This is a genomic window from Streptococcus sp. SGI.013 (genome assembly GCF_050315295.1).
GTDB lineage: Bacteria > Bacillota > Bacilli > Lactobacillales > Streptococcaceae > Streptococcus > Streptococcus porcorum.
Window position 1 is genome coordinate 23,074 of the sequence record NZ_JBNPOS010000012.1, and the last position, 15,392, is coordinate 38,465.

General features: G+C 38.8%; 17 protein-coding genes, 1 tRNA gene and 2 pseudogenes. 15 read left to right on the forward strand and 5 right to left on the reverse strand.

From position 1 onward, the window contains the following. Positions 1 to 105 precede the first annotated feature (105 nt). The 8 genes and pseudogenes from tmk to ACQRDX_RS04750 all read left to right on the forward strand — a co-directional run bounded on the left by tmk (position 106) and on the right by ACQRDX_RS04750 (position 5,387). On the forward strand, positions 106 to 750 hold the full coding sequence (tmk, locus tag ACQRDX_RS04715; protein ID WP_427894703.1) for a dTMP kinase: 645 nt from the start codon (positions 106 to 108) through the stop codon (positions 748 to 750). Further along, positions 741 to 1,613 (forward strand): DNA polymerase III subunit delta', encoded by an 873-nt coding sequence (locus ACQRDX_RS04720; RefSeq protein ID WP_427894702.1) that lies wholly within the window; start codon positions 741 to 743, stop codon positions 1,611 to 1,613. Before tmk ends, ACQRDX_RS04720 begins: the two co-directional genes overlap by 10 nt. Further along, positions 1,610 to 2,404 (forward strand): PSP1 domain-containing protein, encoded by a 795-nt coding sequence (locus ACQRDX_RS04725; protein ID WP_354369649.1) that lies wholly within the window; start codon positions 1,610 to 1,612, stop codon positions 2,402 to 2,404. The genes ACQRDX_RS04720 and ACQRDX_RS04725 overlap by 4 nt, the downstream gene beginning before the upstream one ends. Further along, complete coding sequence (gene yabA / locus ACQRDX_RS04730) at positions 2,397 to 2,717, forward strand: DNA replication initiation control protein YabA (protein WP_354369650.1); 321 nt, start codon at positions 2,397 to 2,399, stop codon at positions 2,715 to 2,717. The genes ACQRDX_RS04725 and yabA overlap by 8 nt, the downstream gene beginning before the upstream one ends. 92 nt (positions 2,718 to 2,809) lie before the next feature. After that, positions 2,810 to 3,526: pseudogene (rsmI, locus tag ACQRDX_RS04735) on the forward strand (16S rRNA (cytidine(1402)-2'-O)-methyltransferase); the annotation flags it as partial. Continuing rightward, a pseudogene (locus ACQRDX_RS04740) lies at positions 3,500 to 3,595 on the forward strand (16S rRNA (cytidine(1402)-2'-O)-methyltransferase); the annotation flags it as partial. The pseudogenes rsmI and ACQRDX_RS04740, both read left to right, overlap by 27 nt. A gap of 198 nt (positions 3,596 to 3,793) precedes the next feature. Then, complete coding sequence (locus tag ACQRDX_RS04745) at positions 3,794 to 5,035, forward strand: ammonium transporter (RefSeq protein WP_427894699.1); 1,242 nt, start codon at positions 3,794 to 3,796, stop codon at positions 5,033 to 5,035. Between the two features lie 10 nt (positions 5,036 to 5,045). Then, complete coding sequence (locus tag ACQRDX_RS04750) at positions 5,046 to 5,387, forward strand: P-II family nitrogen regulator (protein ID WP_354369653.1); 342 nt, start codon at positions 5,046 to 5,048, stop codon at positions 5,385 to 5,387. 48 nt (positions 5,388 to 5,435) lie between these two features. Here ACQRDX_RS04750 and ACQRDX_RS04755 read toward each other — a convergent pair whose 3' ends face one another. Then, positions 5,436 to 6,068: a copper homeostasis protein CutC gene (locus ACQRDX_RS04755; RefSeq protein ID WP_427894697.1), complete on the reverse strand. Its 633-nt coding sequence runs from the start codon at positions 6,066 to 6,068 to the stop codon at positions 5,436 to 5,438. Positions 6,069 to 6,202: 134 nt separating this feature from the next. Here ACQRDX_RS04755 and serC point away from each other — a divergent pair, with 134 nt between their 5' ends. From serC to ACQRDX_RS04780, 5 genes are read left to right on the forward strand one after another with little or no spacing between them, the layout of a single operon-like run. Then, entirely contained in the window at positions 6,203 to 7,294 is a 1,092-nt protein-coding gene (gene serC / locus ACQRDX_RS04760) for a 3-phosphoserine/phosphohydroxythreonine transaminase (protein WP_427894695.1), read from the forward strand. Continuing rightward, positions 7,294 to 7,788: an N-acetyltransferase family protein gene (locus ACQRDX_RS04765; protein WP_427894693.1), complete on the forward strand. Its 495-nt coding sequence runs from the start codon at positions 7,294 to 7,296 to the stop codon at positions 7,786 to 7,788. Before serC ends, ACQRDX_RS04765 begins: the two co-directional genes overlap by 1 nt. 12 nt (positions 7,789 to 7,800) lie before the next feature. Further along, on the forward strand, positions 7,801 to 8,976 hold the full coding sequence (locus ACQRDX_RS04770; RefSeq protein WP_427894691.1) for a 3-phosphoglycerate dehydrogenase family protein: 1,176 nt from the start codon (positions 7,801 to 7,803) through the stop codon (positions 8,974 to 8,976). A 16-nt stretch (positions 8,977 to 8,992) separates the two neighbouring features. Continuing rightward, a complete protein-coding gene (locus tag ACQRDX_RS04775) occupies positions 8,993 to 9,490 on the forward strand; it encodes a methylated-DNA--[protein]-cysteine S-methyltransferase (RefSeq protein ID WP_427894689.1) in 498 nt (165 codons plus the stop codon). Further along, a complete protein-coding gene (locus ACQRDX_RS04780) occupies positions 9,484 to 9,837 on the forward strand; it encodes an arsenate reductase family protein (RefSeq protein ID WP_427894687.1) in 354 nt (117 codons plus the stop codon). Before ACQRDX_RS04775 ends, ACQRDX_RS04780 begins: the two co-directional genes overlap by 7 nt. A 153-nt stretch (positions 9,838 to 9,990) precedes the next feature. On the opposite strand, the gene ACQRDX_RS04785 is transcribed toward ACQRDX_RS04780, so the two are convergent. The 4 genes from ACQRDX_RS04785 to tehB all read right to left on the reverse strand — a co-directional run bounded on the left by ACQRDX_RS04785 (position 9,991) and on the right by tehB (position 12,948). Then, the gene (locus ACQRDX_RS04785) at positions 9,991 to 10,656 is read right to left on the reverse strand and encodes a DNA alkylation repair protein (protein ID WP_427894685.1); all 666 of its coding nucleotides are present in this window, start codon (positions 10,654 to 10,656) and stop codon (positions 9,991 to 9,993) included. A 90-nt stretch (positions 10,657 to 10,746) separates the two neighbouring features. Next, positions 10,747 to 11,118, reverse strand: coding sequence for a VOC family protein (locus ACQRDX_RS04790; protein ID WP_427894683.1), 372 nt, complete (start codon positions 11,116 to 11,118; stop codon positions 10,747 to 10,749). A 66-nt stretch (positions 11,119 to 11,184) separates the two neighbouring features. Further along, positions 11,185 to 12,012: an exodeoxyribonuclease III gene (locus ACQRDX_RS04795; protein ID WP_427894681.1), complete on the reverse strand. Its 828-nt coding sequence runs from the start codon at positions 12,010 to 12,012 to the stop codon at positions 11,185 to 11,187. Positions 12,013 to 12,090: 78 nt separating this feature from the next. Continuing rightward, positions 12,091 to 12,948 carry an SAM-dependent methyltransferase TehB gene (tehB, locus tag ACQRDX_RS04800; protein WP_427894679.1) on the reverse strand — a complete coding sequence of 286 codons (858 nt, stop codon included), beginning with the start codon at positions 12,946 to 12,948 and terminating at the stop codon, positions 12,091 to 12,093. 81 nt (positions 12,949 to 13,029) lie between these two features. On the opposite strand from tehB, the gene ACQRDX_RS04805 reads away from it, so the two are divergent. Continuing rightward, a tRNA-Ser gene (locus tag ACQRDX_RS04805) sits at positions 13,030 to 13,119 on the forward strand. A 135-nt stretch (positions 13,120 to 13,254) separates the two neighbouring features. Beyond that, entirely contained in the window at positions 13,255 to 15,258 is a 2,004-nt protein-coding gene (gene metG / locus ACQRDX_RS04810; RefSeq protein WP_427894677.1) for a methionine--tRNA ligase, read from the forward strand. Positions 15,259 to 15,392 lie beyond the last annotated feature (134 nt).

Below are 15,392 nucleotides of genomic sequence, written 5' to 3' on the forward strand. Positions count from 1 at the left end.
TGAAGGAGTGATAGTGGGATGGATTTTTCAAATAGCCCCTACTTTCACTCCCTTTTCTTGTAAAATTTTGGTAAAATAGGACTATTAACATGATTGAGGAAGAGGATGAAAAAAGGTAGTTTAATCTCATTTGAAGGGCCAGATGGTGCAGGAAAGACCAGTGTTTTACAAGCCATCCTGCCACTTTTAGAACAACAAGAGAAACTTGAAGTTATTTCAACAAGAGAACCAGGTGGTGTTAGGATCGCAGAGGCTATTCGGAATGTGATTCTAGATGTCGAACATACGGCTATGGATGATAAAACAGAGCTTTTATTATATATTGCTGCCCGTCGTCAACACTTAGTTGAAAAAGTTTTACCTGCTTTATCAAGAGGGGCTATTGTTTTAGTGGACCGATTTATTGATAGCTCAATGGCTTATCAGGGTTATGGGCGAGGCTTGGATAAGGAAAGTATTAATTGGTTGAATACTTATGCGACAGATGGTTTGAAACCTCATTTAACGCTTTTGTTTGATGTCCCTTCTGAAGTAGGATTGAGCCGTATCAAGCAAGCAGATGAACGTGAGGTGAATCGTTTAGATTTAGAGGCGCTTTCGATGCATCAAAAAGTACGACAGGGCTATCTTGAGCTCGCTAAAGATGATTCTCGTATCGTCATCATTGATGCGAGTAAGCCTTTATCAGAAGTTGTTTCAGAAGCTTATCAGACAATCCTTTCTTATCTTGAGGAAACAGGATGTCATTAAAACAATTACAACCTAAGCTTTTTAAACAGTTTCAACAAATCATTCAGTCCGACCAGATCAGCCATGCCTATCTCTTTTCAGGTGGATTTGGTAATCTTGATATGGCGATTTATTTGGCACAGAGCCGTTTTTGTCAAGATAAAATTGATAAATTACCTTGTCAGCGTTGCCGTTCGTGTCGCTTGATTACAAGCGAAGACTTCTCTGATGTTAAAATAATTCGACCAGTCAATCAAGTCATTAAGACTGATACTATTAGGCAACTCTTGCAAGAATTTTCTAAATCTGGCTACGAGAGTTCTTCTCAATTTTTTATTATCCAAGATGCTGATAAAATGCACCTTAATGCCAGTAATAGTCTCTTAAAGTTAATGGAGGAGCCTATTGCACAATCTTACCTTGTCTTATTGACAGATGATGAAAATAAGATTTTGCCGACCATCAGAAGTCGTTGCCAAGAGTTCCATTTTCTAAAAAATCGATCGCTCTTGGTTGGAGAATTAGAAAATAAGGGCTTTTTAAAGACGGAAGCCGAGATTTTAGCTGAACTTGTTTCTAATTGGGAGGATGTCGAACTTTTGTCTTCCAACCATAAAATCTTAGAACTGATTAAAGTTTGTCAACGCTGGGTAAATCTTTTATCGCTTGATGACTCACAAGCTTATCTTGAAGTGTCAAGGTTGGTCACTCTGGCTAGTGATAAGGGAGAACAAGAGTTGGTCTTTAAAATTTTGCCTATTATTTTTAATCAGTCTAGAAGTACGGCGAGTTTAAATTATTTATCTCGGTTGGTTGAAGCTTACAGAATGTGGCAACATCACGTTAATTTTCAAAATGTATTGGAGTATATGGTGTTAGTATGACAGTTATACTAGGTGTAAAATACCAAAATAAAGGAAGTTTATCCCTTGTTCAAACAGATAAAACATATGTTAAAGATACTTGGCTAGTTGTTGATACAGAAAAAGGTGCTGATTTAGCCAAAGTGGTTGTAGAAGCTGAGCAACTGACGCATTCTTTTCCTACTACTGAACAGGTACTTCGACTTGCGACCTCAGAAGATTTTAAACAAGCCGAACAAAACAAAAGTAGAATTGAAAAAGAGCTTCCCTTGGTAAAGCAGTTGGTGAGCGATCATCAACTAGGTATGAAAATTATCGACATGGCTTATCCCTTGGATTGTAGTCAAGTCTTGATTACCTTTACAGCTGAAAAGCGTGTAGATTTTCGTCAATTATTAAGAGAACTAGCTGCTCTTTTGAAAACAAGAATTGAGTTGAGACAATTAACTAACCGTGAAGAAAGTAAAGTTTATGGTGGTTTAGGCCCCTGTGGTCGTCCTCTTTGCTGTTCGACTTTTTTAGGAGAATTTCCACCTGTTTCCATTAAAATGGCAAAAAATCAACACCTCTCCTTAAATTCTGGGAAGATGAATGGTCATTGTGGGCGTTTGATGTGTTGCCTTAGCTTTGAAGATGACTTTTATCAGGAGGCGCGTGATAAATTCCCTGATTATGGTGAGAAAATAAAGACAGATATTGGTGTTGGTGAAGTTGTCGGCATGGATATTTTATCAGAAACAGTTCAATTAAAATTTGAGGATAGACAGGGGAGTTTAACCTACTCATTGGAGGACATAATAGTTAATGGATAAAAAAGATTTGTTTGATTTTTTTGATGGTTTTTCCTTAACCTTGGCTAAGAACTTAGAAGAAATCGAAGATATAAAAAAATATATTCAAGATTTAGTGGAAGAAAATACGACACTACGTTTAGAAAATAATAAATTAAGGGAACGTCTAGCACAAATTCAAGAAACAAAACCAGGCAAATCCCTCTTTCAAGGTCGAGAACATTTGGAAGGAATTTATGAAGATGGCTTTCATATCTGTAATGATGCTTACGGACAACGTCGAGAAAGTGAAGAAGATTGTATGATGTGCACTGAATTGCTATTTCGAGAGTAGGAGCGAAGATGAGAGTACAAAAAAGTTTTAAAGGTCAATCCTCTTATGGCACTCTTTATTTGGTGCCCACTCCTATTGGGAATTTACAAGACATGACCTTTCGTGCAGTGGAGATTTTGAAAAGTGTTGATCTGATTGCAGCAGAAGACACAAGAAATACGGGTCAATTGCTAAAACATTTTGAAATTGCTACTCGACAGATCAGTTTTCATGAGCACAATGCATTTGATAAAATTCCTGATTTACTTGCGTTTTTAAAATCTGGGCAGGATTTAGCTCAGGTTTCAGATGCAGGTCTGCCCTCTATCTCAGATCCTGGTCATGACTTGGTTAAAGCTGCCATTGAAGAGGAGATTTCAGTGGTTGCCTTACCTGGTGCTTCAGCTGGTATTACAGCCTTGATTGCCAGTGGACTTGCACCACAACCACATGTTTTTTACGGTTTTTTACCAAGAAAGCGTGGGCAACAACAACGATTTTTTGAATCTAAGTTACACTATCCTGAAACGCAGATTTTTTATGAATCTCCCTATCGTGTCGTAGATACTTTGGAAATGATTTTATCCGTTTATGGCGATCGCCAAGTGGTGCTTGTTCGTGAGTTGACTAAGCTTTATGAAGAGTATCAACGAGGAAAAATTACAGAGCTTCTTTCTTATCTTGAGGAACATCCGCTAAAGGGGGAGTGTCTCCTTATTGTTAGTGGTTATGCTGAGGAGTATGCTACAAGTACACTTGAGGGAGATCTGGATTATCTTAAAAAAATTCAAATGTTAATTGATGATGGCATAAAACCTAACCAAGCTATTAAAGCTATTGCTAAAGAATATAGTTTGAATCGTCAAGAACTTTATCAGCAATTCCATCAATTAAAATAAGATGTATTAATATATAAACAGCTCTATCCTTTGTAAAATAAGGGATAGAGCTATTTTTTTATTCTTTATTAGCTAACATATTATGATATAAATACAGAATTTTCTGTCAATTGTGGGTTTACAAGAGAAAAATGGAGTGTTATATTATATAACATATTTAACATCTTTCATTGCTTTTCTGAAAAAAGGAGTTTGCTTATGACATTAGATCATTCTAGTATTGCTTTTATTTTATTGTGTTCGGGCTTAGTTTTTTTGATGACCCCCGCTTTGGCATTTTTTTATGGTGGATTAGAGAGACGAAAAAATGTTATTTCAACCATGATGATGTCCATTGTGTCTCTTGCTATTGCAAGTTTGATGTGGGTAACAGTCGGCTATTCTCTATCTTTTTCTGGAGATGGTTCTATTATAGGAGATTTAGGGCATTTCTTTTTTAAAGGGGTAAGTGATACGACTAGTACAAGACATCTTACGATTCCAGATTCTTTATTTGCTCTGTTCCAAATGATGTTTTCTATCATTACAGTAGGGATTTTAACAGGATCAGTTGTAGGAAGGATGCGATTTAAACCACTCTTGTTCTTTATTGTTTTTTGGCTACTTTTAGTATATTATCCGTTTGCTCATATGGTTTGGGATGAGGGCTTACTAGCACAATGGGGGACTATTGATTTTGCTGGTGGTGATGTTGTCCATATCACTTCAGGTGTTAGCGGTTTGGTGTTGGCTTTAATTCTAGGTAAAAGACGTGATTTTGATCGTTTAGAGTATCGACCTCACAATGTTCCTTTTGTATTATTGGGAGCAGGATTACTTTGGTTTGGTTGGTTTGGATTTAATGCGGGATCAGCCTTAGCTGCTGATAGCTTAGCGGTTCATGCCATGCTAACAACTCATCTATCTGCAGCTGCAGCTATGTTTTCATGGATTTTGTTAGAGTATAAAGAAAATGGTAAACCTTCCTTGGTGGGAGCTTCAACAGGCTTAGTGGCAGGGTTGGTTGCTATCACTCCAGGAGCAGGTTTTGTATCAACTTGGAGTGCTTTATTAATTGGCTTGATGGTTAGCCCAGTTTGTTATTACGCGATTGGAATGGTCAAACATCGTTTAGGTTATGATGATGCTTTAGATGCTTTTGGCTGTCACGGGGTTGGTGGTATTTTTGGTGGTATTGTGACAGGAATTTTTACCACACCAGACTTAGCGCTTGATAAGGGCAATATTGGACTGATTTATGGTAACCCTAGATTGTTTTTAGTTACTTTAGGAGCGATTGTATTTACTATCGTGTGGTCAGCTGGAATGACCTTTATCATTATTAAAGTCGTTGGATTATTTACCCCTCTTCGTGTTTCTGATAAAGAAGAGGCGATTGGCCTCGATGATACAGAGCATGGGGAAACAGCTTATCCAACCTTTATGGGATTAGATTCGTAGGAGGATGAAGATGAAAAAAGTCGAAGCGATTATTAGACCTGAGAAATTAGAGGATTTAAAGACAACTTTGAGTAAGGCGGGGCTAGCAAAAGGAATGACAATCTCACAAGTCTTAGGCTATGGAAATCAAAAAGGTTTTGTAGAAATTGTTCGCGGGCAACGTGTAACTCCAACCATGTTGGCTAAGGTCAAAGTTGAGATCATTGTGAAAGATCATGCTGTAGATGATTTAGTGGAGTTGATTATTGCTACTGTACGAACAGGTGAAGTGGGAGATGGCAAAATCTTCATTCAACCTATCGATGATGTTGTTCGGATTCGTACAGGTGAGCGTGGTGGAGATGCTATTTAAAGAAGTTAAAACAGCTTAGTCCTGTCTAAAATAGGACTAAGCTGTTTTTTATACGATTTTGGTACCATGTACATAAGGGGTCTTGATGTCTTGTGATAAGTGTGAGCAGTTTTCTTTTGTGACTCCTCCAGCTAAAACAATTTCAATACGTCCATCAGCATGCTGGATTAATTTTTTTAAATGTTCACTATTTTCAGAGATGGGATTATCAGAAGCATCGCCATGGATAAGAAGGCGATGGAAGCCAAGGTCAATAAGATGATCCATAGCCTGAAATTGCTCATTTTTTGCAATCCTGTCAAAAGCTCTGTGGAAAGTTAAGGTCAATCCTTGAGTAGCAGGAAGGAGATACTCGAGACCTTCAAGATCTAATTGATGATCGCTGGTTAGGAGTCCTAAGACCAGCCCATCACTCTCTAATTCAACAGCTCTCAAGATATCTTCTTCCATGACTTTTAACTCTAAACTGTTGTAAACAAAGTTTCCTCCACGCGGTCTAATCATGGTTGATAGGGTGATGCCTTTTTCATGAAGATAAGCTGCGGCTTCTTTAATGGTACCATAACTTGGAGTGGTTCCGCCAACAGCTAGATTATCACATAGTTCAACACGGCTAACCTCTTTAGGATCTAGCTTTGCTAGGTCGGTCAAGTTTTCGGCACAAAATTCCTTAATTAACATGGTTTTCTCCTTTTATTTTTTATTATACCATTTTTGCCAATTCCTTTCTTTTTAATAGGTTGAGCCTGTGTAATAAGTTGCCAAAATTCTGAAAATTATGCTATAATGAAAGGACTTTATTTGGAGGTAAACTAATGACAATTTACAATTTTTCTGCAGGACCAGCTGTCTTGCCTAAACCAGTTCTTGAAAAAGCTCAAGCTGAATTTTTGGATTACGCTCATTCAGGGATGAGTGTGATGGAATTGTCCCACCGCTCCAAAGAATTTGATGCTATTATCAAAGATGCTGAAAGTCTCTTGCGTGACTTGATGGGGATTCCAGATAATTACAAGGTCCTTTTTTTACAAGGTGGGGCTTCTACTCAATTCTCGATGATTCCACTCAATTTAGCTAAAGGACGTAAGGCTTATTATGTGGTTGCTGGTTCTTGGGGAAAAAAAGCTTATACAGAAGCTGTTAAGTTGTCTAAAACCATTCCTTTTGAGCCTATCTTACTGGCATCATCAGAAGAAACAGTTTATGATCATATCCCAGAAATTGATGCCTCAAAAATTGATGCTGATGCAGCATATGTCCACCTGACAACTAATAATACCATTGAAGGAACAGCTATTTATGAGCTACCTGAGACTAACGGTGTTCCCATTATCGCTGATATGAGCTCAAATATCTTAGCGGTTGATTACAATGTTGCTGATTTTGGTATGATTTATGCAGGAGCACAAAAAAATATTGGTCCTGCAGGTGTGACGATTGTTATTATTCGTGAGGATTTGTTAAATGATGAGCCTGCCTTGTCTAGTATGTTGGACTATCGTATTCAAGCAGATAACGACTCGCTTTACAACACACCGCCAACTTTTGGTATTTATATGGCGAAATTAGTCTTTGAGTATGTTAAATCACTTGGTGGTGTTGCTGAGATGGAAAAACAAAACCGTCAAAAATCAAACTTATTGTATGATTTTATCGCTCGATCAGACTTCTACACTAGCCCAGTTAAAGAGATAAAAGATCGCTCAGTTGCTAATATCCCATTTGTCACTCCAAGCAAAGACTTGGATGCTAAGTTTAATGCACAAGCAGACGAAGCTGGCTTTAAAAATATTAAAGGACACCGTTCAGTCGGTGGCATGCGTGCTAGCCTTTACAATGCCTTCCCACTTGAAGGAGTGCAGGCACTTTTAGACTTTATGGCTAAATTTGAAGAGGAAAACAAGTAATGGAATTTCGTCTTGCTCATCCAAACGAGGTTGATACCATTATGATGATGATTCATCAAGCCAGAGAACACATTGCCTCTTATGGAAGTGATCAGTGGCAAAATGGTTATCCGAGTCAAGAAACCATAATGGAAGATATTCTAGAAGGGTATGGTTATGTGGCGGTTATTGAAGGTCAGCTTGCAGCTTATGTTGCTATGATAAAGGGATTTGAGCCAGCCTATGATGCCATTTATGATGGCGCATGGACCCATCCAGAAAATCATGACTACATCACTTTTCATCGTGTGGTGGTTCATCAAGATTTTCGCGGACAGCAAGTCGTTCAGACTTTACTAGAAGGCTTAATTGAGACACGTCAATCTAATGAATTTCGTGCAGACACTCATCCCAAAAACATGGCCATGCAACATATCTTAAAAAAATTGGGATTTGAACAATGTGGTAAGGTGACCTTTGAAGGGGAGCGACTAGCTTATCAAAAATTAAAGTAAGGAATCAGTAAAATGGTATTTAGCGTTAAAACATTTAATAATATTAACCAAATTGGGTTAAAAGAATTGGGCAATAAGTTTCAGATTGACGGAGATAAGGCAGAAAATCCAGATGCTTTTATTATTCGCAGTCAAAATCTTCATGAGACAGTTTTTCCTTCCAACTTAAAAGCTATTGCGCGTGCGGGGGCTGGTGTCAATAATATTCCAATTGAGCAAGCAAGCGCACAAGGGATTGTTGTTTTTAACACTCCAGGAGCCAATGCCAATGCTGTAAAAGAAGCTGTTTTAGCCTCAATTCTACTTTCAGCGCGTGATTATATTTCAGCTAATCAATGGACCAACACCTTGACGGGTGATGATGTGCCAAAGCAAATCGAAGCAGGTAAAAAGCAATTTGCAGGAACTGAGATTGCGGGTAAAACTTTAGGGGTTATTGGTCTTGGTGCAATTGGTGGTCGGATTGCTAATGATGCACGTCGTTTAGGAATGAATGTTCTTGGCTATGACCCTTATGTTTCTATTGAAACGGCTTGGAATATTTCTAGTCATGTTAAGCGTGTGGCTGATTTGAAAGAAATCTTTGAGCAATCTGATTACATTACTGTTCATGTTCCTCTGACACCTGATACTAAGCATACTTTCAATGCTGATAGCTTTGCTTTAATGCAAAAAGGCACAACAATTATTAACTTTGCGCGTGCAGAGTTGGTTGATAATCAAGCACTTTTTGAGGCGATTGAGGCTGGAGTGGTGAAAAACTATGTGACAGACTTTGGAACAGAGGAGTTATTGAATAAAGAGCATGTTACGGTATTTCCTCATGTGGGTGGTTCGACCGAAGAAGCTGAGCTGAATTGTGCTATTATGGCAGGAAAAACCATCCGTCGTTTCATGGAGACAGGTGAAATCATCAATTCTGTCAACTTCCCTAATGTTGTTCAAGGTCTTTCTGCACCTTATCGTATTACCTTGATTAATAAAAATGTGCCAAATATTGTAGCAAGTATCTCAACTGCTGTGTCAGACTTGGGCATCAATATTGATAATATTATCAACAAATCTAAAGGGGATTATGCTTATACCTTACTTGATTTGGATGAAACAGATGAAACTAAAGTAGCTGAGCTTGTTAATAAGTTTGAAACTAGCGATAATATTGTAAAAGTACGCTTAATTAAAAACTGAACAGAAGTAGGTACAGATGACACTCTATAAACAAGTTTATACGAGTCCTTTAGGAAAATTGTCTCTGGTGGCTTCAGATACTGCCTTACGTGGGATTTGGTTTGAAGATCAAAAATATTTTGAAAGAGGTCTTGAAAAAAGGCCTCTTTTAGAGACACATCCGATTTTGGAAGAAACCAAGCGGTTATTGGATCGCTATTTTCAAGGGGAAGCCATTGTCTATACCGACCTTCCCTTATCTCCTCTTGGGACACCTTTTCAACAAAAAGTCTGGTCTGTTTTATTGATGATCCCCTTTGGTGAGGTGATCACTTATGGTGATTTGGCAAAAGAGCTGGATTGCGCATCAGCCCAAGCAGTTGGGAATGCTGTTGGTAAAAATCCTATTAGTCTCCTCATTCCTTGTCACAGGGTTTTATCAAGATATGGAAAGTTGACTGGCTATGCTGGTGGTTTAGACAGAAAATTATGGTTATTAAACCATGAAGCACAAATAAAGGAGAAATCATGTTAGTATTTTATGAATACCCTAAATGCTCGACCTGTCGTAAGGCAAAAGCAGAGCTAAAAGAATTGGGATTAGACTTTGAGGCTATTGATATTAAAGCTACTCCTCCAAATGTGGAGAGTTTAAAGATGTTTTTTAAAAATTCCGATTTAGACTTAAAAAAATTCTTTAATACTAGTGGTCAGCGTTATCGTGAGCTAGGTTTAAAAGATAAGTTGCCTAGTTTGAGTCTTGACGAAGCCTTTTCTCTTCTTGCACAAGACGGTATGCTGATTAAACGGCCTATTCTGATTAAAGACGATTCCATTTTACAAATTGGATATCGAACAGCTTATAAAGAATTGAATCTTTGAGGAACATCATCTGATTGTTTTACTTAAAAGGTCTAATCTATAAAGAACTGTCTTCTTTGTAGCTATAGATAATATGATGAATAAAGTGAAAAATAGCTTGTAAAGTCAGATTTATAGAGAAGGTGATAGACTGCCATCAAGGAAGTTAATTTTTCAGATATATTTTGAAGCTTCTCTGATACTCAAAGGGGCTAATTGATCTTGATAGCGCCCTAAAAAATCACTTACCCAATTAGGATGGCTCTTGGAATAGTCTCTTAAAGCCCAACCGATAGCTTTATTGATAAAAAATTGATCAGATCCCAGATTGCGAGAAAGAATCTTTTCAAGAAGGATGGGGTCGGTCTTGTCTTTATAGCCTAATTGATGGAGAATAGCAATGCGTCTGATCCAAAAATCAGTATCTTGTGCCCAAGCCAGCATGGTGTTTTTAAATTGAGGTTCCTTTATGACCAGATAGCCAATAGTGCGTGCAAGATGGTCGATACTATCCCACCACTGTTTATCTCTGGCAAATTTTTCTAGCTTTTCTAAATCTTCTGTTGTCAAATAGGTTTTTAAGGAGCGGATATAGTCTAAAACAAAGTATTGCATTTCTCTCTCCTCTTCGCACCAAGCTTGATTTAAAAACTCCCAATCGATCTGTTTCTCTTTTTTATCGGCTTGGAGAAAGGGTTTGAAACAGTCACGTCTTTTTGTAGCAGGGATGCCGTAAAAAGAAAAGTGCTGTCGCATATAAGCTGACATTTTTTGGGCTTCATGTGGATTTTGTAATAAATTTAATTGTTGTTTTAGGATGTGGAGTTTAGAAGAAGTCATGTGCTTTTTTACCTCATTAAAATATGTTATCATCCTTGAAATTTAAGGATGAAAAAAGAGATTGGAGTGTCAATCCCAATCTCTTTGCGTTTACGGTTTCGTAACAGCGATATAGTTGCCTTCGTTGTCTGCAAAAGTAAAGTGAACCATTCCTTGGTATTCCATGATAGGGTTGGTCGTAACCCCCGCAGCTGTTAATTTGTCATACTCAGCTTCAAGATCGTCTGCTTCAAAAAGTAGAGATGGGAAGCCAACATTCATACCAGGGTTAGCTTTTGCGACCCATTCTTTGTCGTGAATGCCAAACTTTGTAGCAGAGTCTGTTGAAGGTGCAATTTCATAAGAAACAGCTTCACCGAAATCTTCAGTTTTTAAAAGGACAAATCCCATTTTTTCTGTCCAAAATTCCATGGCAGCTTTAGTATCTGTTACATATAACATCGTTGTTGATTTTGTAATCATGCTTATTCTCCCTTTTGTAGAAAATTCATTATAGTAGTAAAGAGGTGGATTGGCAATTGCTTTGTTTTAGAGGTTAATTTCTAGAAGGATAGGGGTGTGATCTTGGCGGTCACCAGAGTGAATCATGTCTGATTTTGTGACTTGAGATTTTAGACGTTCACTGACAAGCCAGTAGTCAATTCTCCATCCAGTGTTGTTGATTTTGCTCGTCTTACTACGTTGAGCCCACCAAGTATAGGCATCTTTAACATCTCCGTGGATATGGCGGAAAGTATCGGTGAAACCTTTTGCTAATAAATTGGTAAAGCCCTGACGCTCTTCATCAGTGAAGCCAGGTGAGCGACGATTAGAAGTAGGATTGGCAAGGTCGATTTCTTTGTGGGCAACATTATAGTCACCTGTTGCTAAAACAGGTTTTTGCTGATCAAGTTGTGCAAGGTAGTCGGCATACTTTTCATCCCAAACTTGACGTTCAGAAAGGCGTTTTAAACCATCTCCAGCATTTGGAGTATAGACTTGTGTGACAAAAAAATCTTCAAATTCAAGTGTAATGATGCGACCTTCGGAGTCCATAGTGGATGGTGCATCGATTTCTGGGAAGCTGATCACAGGATCAAGCTCTGCTTTATACAAAAACATGGTGCCAGCATAACCTTTACGAGCAGGTTCTACTGATGAGCGCCAAGTATTTTTATAGTTTGGAAAATAATGCTCAAGAATTTCTAAGTGTTTTTTTGTAGGCCCTTTGGCAGATAGTTTAGTTTCTTGAATAGCAATAATATCAGCATCTTCTGAAACCAGTGTTTCAATCACAGCACGTGACAAGAGAGCACGCGCAGAATCACTGGTTAAAGCAGCGTTTAGGGAATCAATATTCCAAGAAATGAGTTTCATAACAATATCCTTTACTATAAGTAGTCCTTTCATTTTATCAAAAAAAAGCCTGTCAGGAAACTGACAGGGCTTGAGGGGTTATTTTATTTTTTTGGCGAGTAAGGTGGCAAACTTCATACGAATAGGATTACCAAATAAATCTAGGCGGTGAAGGTTGCCAAGATTTTCATTATATTTGATGATTTCCCAGTCTTTATAATAGTGCTTTAATTCTCCTTCTTTGAAAGTAAAGGAAAAAGGCATGGGACAAGGATAATCCTTGGTATCCATTGCTGACACAATCAAGTGATGGCCACCTATTTTAGTTTGTTCCTGCATATTCTTAATGATAGAAGGGATGCGATCTGGATCTAAAAACATAAAAACCACGGTCGAGATGATGCTGTCATAGCTTTCTGTCAGTTTAGCACTATTAATGTCATAAGAGTTTACCGTAATGGCTAAATCCTCAGCTTCAGCAATCGTTTTGAGGTGTTCCAGACCATCTTGATTGAGATCAAGAGCAGTGACCTTACTACCTTTGTTGGCTAGAAACAGACTATTTCGACCATGTCCGCAACCCAGATCAAGTACATTTTCTTTGGCTAAGATTGGAGCAGCTTCCTTGACCTCAGAGTGAGGCTGGGTTTGATACTTTTTACTGATGTAGTCCTCATCTTGGCAGTAGAAGCTCAGACTCAGCTGTGTGTCATCTGTTAAGGCGGCCAATTTATACCAGGTCTGAGGAGAAATGAAAGGGACTTCTGAATCAGGAGTAAAGAGATGTCTTTCGACACTATTTCCCTCTTCATCAAGAAAGTCACATTGTAACTCGCCTGACAAGATAGTCAGTTTTGACCAAGTTCCTTCGGTTGTTTGGTATTTTTCAAGTAGAGCCTTTGGGATGGTTTTTCTTTCCCAAGTTGGTAGAGTATCGTATAAACGTAATGCTGTCATGGTTGTCTCCTTATCTTCTTATATTTTATCAAAAAAGCCTTGCAATATGATAAAAAATGAGATAAAATAAGAAAGTATTTTGGAGGATTACCCAAGTCCGGCTGAAGGGAACGGTCTTGAAAACCGTCAGGCGTGTAAAAGCGTGCGTGGGTTCGAATCCCACATCCTCCTTTGATGATTAAAAAAGCTGAGTATAGAATTTGCTCAGCTTTTTTCTATCTCAAACTAGCTCCCCATAGCATAAAATATGATATAATGAAGTGTTACTAGAAAACACCTTTCATTAGGGTGACATAGGAGAAGAAAATGACAAAACAACCATTTTACATTACAACACCAATCTATTATCCATCCGGTAAGTTGCATATTGGCTCTGCTTATACCACTGTTGCTTGCGATGTATTAGCACGCTACAAACGAATGATGGGGCATGAGGTTTTTTACTTAACAGGTCTTGATGAGCATGGTCAAAAAATTCAACAAAAGGCAGAGGAAGCAGGCATCACACCTCAAGCCTATGTTGATGGGATGGCAGTAGGTGTCAAAGAGCTTTGGCAATTGCTTGATATTTCATATGACAAATTTATCCGTACCACAGATGATTATCATGAAGAAGTGGTGGCGGCTGTTTTTGAAAAATTGTTAGCACAAGATGACATCTACCTAGGAGAGTATGCGGGTTGGTATTCTGTTTCTGATGAGGAATTTTTCACAGAAAGTCAACTAGAGGAAGTTTTCCGTGATGAAAATGGTCAAGTCATTGGTGGGATTGCACCATCAGGACATGAGGTAGAGTGGGTTTCAGAGGAATCTTATTTCTTACGCCTTAGCAAGTACCAAGATAAGCTTGTTGCGTTCTTTAATGCCCATCCAGACTTCATCCATCCAGATGGTCGTATGAATGAAATCATGAAAAACTTTATCGAGCCTGGTTTAGAAGATCTTGCGGTTTCACGGACATCCTTTACCTGGGGAGTACCTGTTCCATCCAATCCCAAGCATGTGGTTTATGTTTGGATTGATGCTCTACTAAACTATGTGACTGCTCTAGGATATGCTCAGGAAAATCATGCCAACTACGATAAGTTCTGGAATGGCACAGTTTATCATATGGTCGGAAAAGATATTCTGCGTTTCCACTCGATTTACTGGCCGATTATGCTCATGATGTTGGATATGAAGCTTCCTGAGCGTTTAGTGGCTCATGGTTGGTTTGTCATGAAAGATGGTAAAATGTCCAAATCTAAAGGGAATGTCGTTTACCCAGAGATGCTGGTGGAGCGCTATGGTTTAGATCCACTACGTTATTACCTCATGCGAAGTTTACCTGTTGGTTCTGATGGGACGTTTACCCCAGAGGATTATGTCGGTCGTATTAACTATGAGTTAGCTAATGACCTTGGAAACTTGCTCAATCGTACAGTTGCCATGATTAACAAGTATTTCGATGGCCAAGTCCCAACATTTGTATCTAATGTCACAGATTTTGACGCTGACTTGTCAGCAGTAGTGGCTGACAACTTGGCAAGTTACCACAAGTACATGGAAGCTGTGGATTACCCACGTGCTTTGGAAGCGGTGTGGAATATCATTTCACGCACTAACAAATATATTGATGAAACAGCGCCGTGGATTTTGGCAAAAGATGAAGCAGATCGTGACCAGTTAGCAGCTGTAATGGCGCATTTAACAGCGAGTCTGCGTGTAGTAGCCTATCTCATCCAGCCATTTATGATGACAACTTCTAATGCTATTATGGAGCAGCTCGGTTTGGGTGCGACATTTGACCTTGAAAACCTTGACTTTGCAGGTCTTCCAGCAGGATTGACAGTGGTCGCAAAAGGGACACCAATTTTCCCACGTCTTGATATGGAAGAAGAGATTGCCTATATCAAGTCTCAAATGGGTGGTGGCTCTGCTATTTCTCAAGAGGAAGAAAAAGAGTGGAACCCAGCTGATGTGGAACTCAAAAACGAGAAAGCTGCGATCAAGTTCGAGGACTTCGATAAGGTGGAAATCCGTGTAGCAGAAGTCAAGGAAGTCTCAAAAGTAGAGGGATCTGACAAGTTGCTCAAGTTCCGTCTGGACGCAGGTGATGGGGAAGATCGTCAGATTTTATCTGGTATCGCTAAATACTATCCAAACGAACAGGACTTGGTCGGCAAGAAAGTTCAAATCGTTGCCAACCTTAAGCCGCGTAAAATGATGGGCTTACTTAGCCAGGGCATGATCCTCTCAGCCGAGCATGACGGCAACTTGACCCTCTTAACAGTCGATCCATCTGTGCCAAATGGCAGTCAGATTGGGTAAGATAAAAGCTGATAAAAGGCGGAGCGTGGCTCTGTCTTTTTTCTTGCTCAAGGCTGACTTTGGTCTTCTTGCTTATTCAAAGGGGATATGGTAGAATTTTACCAGCTAAGAAAGATTTTATAGGGTTATTGAGA

Excerpts from the sequence above, each read along its gene's own strand:
- tmk (WP_427894703.1), top strand. The coding sequence starts at position 106 with ATGAAAAAAGGTAGTTTAATCTCATTTGAAGGGCCAGATGGTGCAGGA.
- ACQRDX_RS04720 (WP_427894702.1), top strand. The coding sequence starts at position 741 with ATGTCATTAAAACAATTACAACCTAAGCTTTTTAAACAGTTTCAACAA.
- ACQRDX_RS04725 (WP_354369649.1), top strand. The coding sequence starts at position 1,610 with ATGACAGTTATACTAGGTGTAAAATACCAAAATAAAGGAAGTTTATCC.
- yabA (WP_354369650.1), top strand. The coding sequence starts at position 2,397 with ATGGATAAAAAAGATTTGTTTGATTTTTTTGATGGTTTTTCCTTAACC.
- ACQRDX_RS04745 (WP_427894699.1), top strand. The coding sequence starts at position 3,794 with ATGACATTAGATCATTCTAGTATTGCTTTTATTTTATTGTGTTCGGGC.
- ACQRDX_RS04750 (WP_354369653.1), top strand. The coding sequence starts at position 5,046 with ATGAAAAAAGTCGAAGCGATTATTAGACCTGAGAAATTAGAGGATTTA.
- ACQRDX_RS04755 (WP_427894697.1), bottom strand. The coding sequence starts at position 6,068 with ATGTTAATTAAGGAATTTTGTGCCGAAAACTTGACCGACCTAGCAAAG.
- serC (WP_427894695.1), top strand. The coding sequence starts at position 6,203 with ATGACAATTTACAATTTTTCTGCAGGACCAGCTGTCTTGCCTAAACCA.
- ACQRDX_RS04765 (WP_427894693.1), top strand. The coding sequence starts at position 7,294 with ATGGAATTTCGTCTTGCTCATCCAAACGAGGTTGATACCATTATGATG.
- ACQRDX_RS04770 (WP_427894691.1), top strand. The coding sequence starts at position 7,801 with ATGGTATTTAGCGTTAAAACATTTAATAATATTAACCAAATTGGGTTA.
- ACQRDX_RS04775 (WP_427894689.1), top strand. The coding sequence starts at position 8,993 with ATGACACTCTATAAACAAGTTTATACGAGTCCTTTAGGAAAATTGTCT.
- ACQRDX_RS04780 (WP_427894687.1), top strand. The coding sequence starts at position 9,484 with ATGTTAGTATTTTATGAATACCCTAAATGCTCGACCTGTCGTAAGGCA.
- ACQRDX_RS04785 (WP_427894685.1), bottom strand. The coding sequence starts at position 10,656 with ATGACTTCTTCTAAACTCCACATCCTAAAACAACAATTAAATTTATTA.
- ACQRDX_RS04790 (WP_427894683.1), bottom strand. The coding sequence starts at position 11,118 with ATGATTACAAAATCAACAACGATGTTATATGTAACAGATACTAAAGCT.
- ACQRDX_RS04795 (WP_427894681.1), bottom strand. The coding sequence starts at position 12,012 with ATGAAACTCATTTCTTGGAATATTGATTCCCTAAACGCTGCTTTAACC.
- tehB (WP_427894679.1), bottom strand. The coding sequence starts at position 12,948 with ATGACAGCATTACGTTTATACGATACTCTACCAACTTGGGAAAGAAAA.
- metG (WP_427894677.1), top strand. The coding sequence starts at position 13,255 with ATGACAAAACAACCATTTTACATTACAACACCAATCTATTATCCATCC.